The following is a 4,206-nucleotide window of genomic DNA, read 5'->3' as shown; positions in this document are numbered from 1 at the left end:
GCGTCAGCCCAGTCACATCCGATGCTGACTGTATCGACGCCTTCGCGGGCAAGCCTCGCTCCTACAGGATCAGGTTTTTCGTTGGGCAAAAAAAAACGGTGCACCGACCAAGCGCACCGTAAAGCCGTAGAACACACAACGAAGTGTTGGGTAAAAGCAGGTCAGTCCAGCAGCGCCAAGGCCTCGGCGGTGCATTCCTGAATGCGGGCCCAGTCGCCGTTCTTGATCCACTCCGGATCAAGCATCCAGCTACCGCCCACGCACATCACGTTTTTCAACGCCATGTAGCTCTTGATATTGGCCGGGCCGACGCCGCCAGTCGGGCAGAATTTCACTTCGCCGAACGGGCCGCCCAAGGCTTTGATTGCCGCAACGCCGCCGCTGACTTCCGCCGGGAACAGCTTGAAGCGGCGATAGCCCAGACCGTAGCCTTCCATGATGCCCGAGGCGTTGCTGATGCCTGGCAGCAGTGGAATCGGGCTGGCGACACTGGCTTCAAGCAAGTCACGGGTGATGCCCGGCGTCACGATGAATTGCGAACCGGCGGCTTCGGCAGCGGCCAGCATCTGGCGATCGAGCACGGTGCCGGCACCGGTCACCAGTTCCGGACGCTGCTCGCGCAGGATCTGGATGGCCTTGAGGCCGAACTGAGAACGCAGGGTCACTTCCAGGGCTGTAAGACCACCGGCAGCCAGGGCGTCGGCCAATGGCAGCACGTCCTGTTCGCGAGCGATGGTGATCACCGGCAGAATCCGCGCCTTGGCGCAGAGGCTGTCGATCAGGGCAACTTTGTCCGCCATGGAAACGGTCGGGGATGGGGTTGTCATAGCGGCTGTTCCTTGGCTCATGGGCACCAGTAAATCTCTAACGTGGGTTGCAGAAACGCGCGGATCGGCATTTCGGCGACATCGTCACCGGCCAGCGCGAAACTCAGGGTGGTCAGCTTGGACTGACCGGAAATCGACAGAATCTTGTGTTTGGCCGAGGCCAGCAGCGCACGACTCATGGTCAGGCGCTGATGCGGCACGGTTGGCGCCAGCATCGGGTAGCAACGACGCTTGCCGTCGGTTTTCAAGGCATCGGCCAGGTTCGGGCTGTTCGGGAACAGCGACGCGGTGTGGCCGTCATCGCCCATGCCCAGCACCAACACGTCAATCGTCGGCAGCTCGGCGAGCAGGCGATCAGCCTGTTCGGCCGCTTGCTCCAGGTTCGCGGTGGCGCTGTACAGGCTCAGGAACTGAGCCTTGGCCGCCGGGCCTTGCAACAGGTAACGCTTGAGCAGACCGGCATTGCTGTCGGCATGTTCAACCGGTACCCAGCGCTCGTCCGCCAGGCTGACCACCACGTTCGACCAGTCCAGCGTCTGCTTGGCCAGGTGCTGGAAAAACGCCACCGGACTGCGCCCGCCGGACACCACCAGCGTGGCCGTGCCTCGAGCATCGATCGCCTCGCTCAGTTGCCTGGCCACCTGCAGTGCCAGGCCTTCGGCCAGCAACACCGGGCTTTTGAACGCATGGGCGCTGACGCCCTGCGGCAATTGCAAATTAGATATCGCCATACCACGACCTCCCGTCCCGCGTGATCAGAGCAATGGAGCTCATCGGTCCCCAGGACCCGGCCGCGTACGGCTTGGGCGCATCACCGGATTTTTTCCACCCGGCGATCAACTGGTCACACCACTTCCACGCGGCTTCGATTTCATCTTTACGGACAAACAGGTTCTGATTGCCACGCATCACTTCCAGCAACAACCGCTCGTAGGCATCGGGGATCCGTGCGCTGCGCCAGGTGTCGGAAAAATTCAGCTGCAACGGACCGCTGCGCAGCTGCATGCCCTTGTCCAGGCCTTGTTCTTTGGTCATCACACGCAAGGAAATGCCTTCGTCCGGTTGCAGGCGGATAATCAGCTTGTTGCTGATCTGCAGGCGCTGCTCCGGGGCGAAGATGTAGTGCGACGGTTCCTTGAAGTGGATGACGATCTGCGACAGCTTTTGCGGCATGCGCTTGCCGGTACGCAGGTAGAACGGCACGCCGGCCCAACGCCAGTTGCGGATGTCGGCACGCAGGGCGACGAAGGTTTCGGTGTCGCTCTGGGTGTTGGAATTCGGTTCTTCCAGATAGCCGGGAACTGATTTGCCTTCGCTGTAACCGGCGATGTACTGACCGCGCACCACTTGCGTGGTCAGGCCTTCCGGGCTGATCGGCGCCAGCGCCTTGAGCACTTTGACTTTCTCGTCACGGATGCTGTCGGCGGACAGGTCGGCCGGCGGGTCCATGGCGATCAGGCAGAGCAGTTGCAGCAGGTGATTCTGGATCATGTCCCGCAGCTGACCGGCCTTGTCAAAGTAGCCCCAGCGGCCTTCGATCCCGACCTTCTCGGCCACGGTGATTTCCACGTGGGAAATGTAATTCTGGTTCCACTGGGTTTCGAACAGGCTGTTGGCGAAACGCAGGGCGATGAGGTTTTGAACGGTCTCTTTGCCCAGGTAGTGGTCGATGCGGTAGGTGCGGTTCTCCGGGAAGAACTGCGCCACGGCGTCGTTGACCTTGCGCGAGGATTCGAGGTCCGAACCGATAGGCTTTTCCAGCACTACGCGGGTGTTCTCGGCCAGACCGACCTTCGCCAGGTTCTCGCAGATCGCGCCGTAAACGGCGGCCGGCGTGGCGAAATAGGCAATCACCCGCTGGGCGCTGCCGGCCAGTTCGGCCAGGGCGACGTAATCGTCAGCCTTGAGGAAATCGACGTGCAGGTAGCTCAAACGAGACAGGAAGCGCTCGACCACCGCCTCGTCCAGCTCTTTGGCACCGACGTAGCGGCGCAGCTCGGAAGCGATGAACGCCAGATGCTCCTGTTCGCTACCGGGCTCACGGGCCAGCGCGATGATGCGCGTGTCCTCATGCAGCAGGCCTGCGCCATCGAGTTGATAGAGGGCAGGAAACAGCTTGCGCAGGGCCAGATCGCCAAGCGCGCCGAACAAGGCAAAGGTGCACGGTTCAACCGTAATCGAAGGCATGATGTTTGTTCTTTTATCAAGTTAAGCTACAAATACCTTTTTTCAAGGCATCGCTCAAGAGAAAATGTAGTAATAACCACAACATTTTCGCAAAATACAGATTCCGAGTGGTGGTCGGTTGGTGCCATCAGTAGGATAGGCCACCGCTTGGGGCCCTATCAAAGGCCCAATTTGCATAGCAACACCCTTATTTGCATCGCAGTGCACTCGTGTAGGTGCACCAAGGAAATCATATGGACCGCGTGCGAAATTTACTGGAACAGATCCAGAATCGCCTTGAAGACCTGAACAAGGCTGAACGCAAAGTCGCCGAAGTGATCCTGCTCAACCCACAGCAGGCCACCCGGTTCAGCATCGCCGCCCTCGCCCAGGCCTCCAAGGTCAGCGAGCCGACGGTCAACCGTTTCTGCCGTTCGTTCGGCGTCAGCGGCTACCCGGAACTCAAGCTTCAGCTCGCCCAGAGCCTGGCCAGTGGCGCGGCGTATGTCAGCCGTGCGGTCGAGGCCGACGACAATCCGGAAGCCTATACCAAGAAGATTTTCGGCAGCGCCATCGCGTCGCTGGACAGTGCCTTGCAGGCGCTGGACCCGAACCTGATCAGCCGCGCCGTCGACTTGCTGATCCAGGCCCGGCAGATCCACTTCTTCGGCCTCGGCGCCTCAGCCCCGGTGGCGCTGGATGCGCAGCACAAGTTCTTCCGCTTCAACCTGGCCGTCACTGCCCATGCGGACGTGCTGATGCAGCGCATGATTGCCTCGGTGGCCCACACGGGCGAGTTGTTCGTGATCATTTCCTATACCGGTCGCACCCGCGAGCTGGTGGAAGTGGCGCGTATCGCCCGGGAAAACGGTGCATCGGTGCTCGGCTTGACCGCTGAAGGTTCGCCGCTGGCCAAGGCCAGTACCTTGAGCCTGAACATTCCGCTGCCGGAAGACACCGACATCTACATGCCGATGACTTCGCGGATCATTCAGCTCACCGTGCTGGACGTGCTGGCGACCGGCATGACGTTGCGCCGTGGCGTGGATTTCCAGCCGCATTTGCGCAAGATCAAAGAGAGTTTGAATGCGAGCCGGTATCCGATTGGGGATGAGTTTAATTAATCAGGTTTGAGTAGTTTGTCGGCTGATAGTCCGTCTTCGCGGGCAAGCCTCGCTCCTACAGGTTCAGGGTGACCTGTAGGAGCGAGGCT

Annotated in this window: 4 protein-coding genes; 1 reads left to right on the top strand and 3 read right to left on the bottom strand. The window is 60.5% G+C overall.

Going from position 1 to position 4,206, the window contains the following annotated elements; translation table 11 throughout:
- Positions 1 to 161: 161 nt before the first annotated feature.
- The 3 genes from KGA97_RS29085 to zwf are packed head-to-tail and all read right to left on the bottom strand — an operon-like array spanning position 162 to position 3,014.
- Positions 162 to 827 (bottom strand): bifunctional 4-hydroxy-2-oxoglutarate aldolase/2-dehydro-3-deoxy-phosphogluconate aldolase, encoded by a 666-nt coding sequence (locus tag KGA97_RS29085; protein ID WP_008032978.1) that lies wholly within the window; start codon positions 825 to 827, stop codon positions 162 to 164.
- 17 nt (positions 828 to 844) lie between these two features.
- Positions 845 to 1,558, bottom strand: coding sequence for a 6-phosphogluconolactonase (gene pgl, locus KGA97_RS29080; RefSeq protein ID WP_008038595.1), 714 nt, complete (start codon positions 1,556 to 1,558; stop codon positions 845 to 847).
- Entirely contained in the window at positions 1,545 to 3,014 is a 1,470-nt protein-coding gene (gene zwf / locus KGA97_RS29075; protein WP_192229118.1) for a glucose-6-phosphate dehydrogenase, read from the bottom strand. The genes pgl and zwf overlap by 14 nt, the downstream gene beginning before the upstream one ends.
- Positions 3,015 to 3,256: 242 nt before the next feature.
- Between zwf and KGA97_RS29070 the strand changes: the two genes are divergently transcribed.
- Positions 3,257 to 4,117: a MurR/RpiR family transcriptional regulator gene (locus KGA97_RS29070; RefSeq protein WP_177318169.1), complete on the top strand. Its 861-nt coding sequence runs from the start codon at positions 3,257 to 3,259 to the stop codon at positions 4,115 to 4,117.
- Positions 4,118 to 4,206: the final 89 nt, after the last annotated feature.

The sequence above is a fragment of the Pseudomonas sp. BF-B-15 genome (assembly GCF_019946675.1).
GTDB lineage: Bacteria > Pseudomonadota > Gammaproteobacteria > Pseudomonadales > Pseudomonadaceae > Aquipseudomonas > Aquipseudomonas migulae.
The sequence above is the reverse complement of the archived record's forward strand: the minus strand, read 5'-3'. Positions and strand labels throughout refer to the sequence as shown.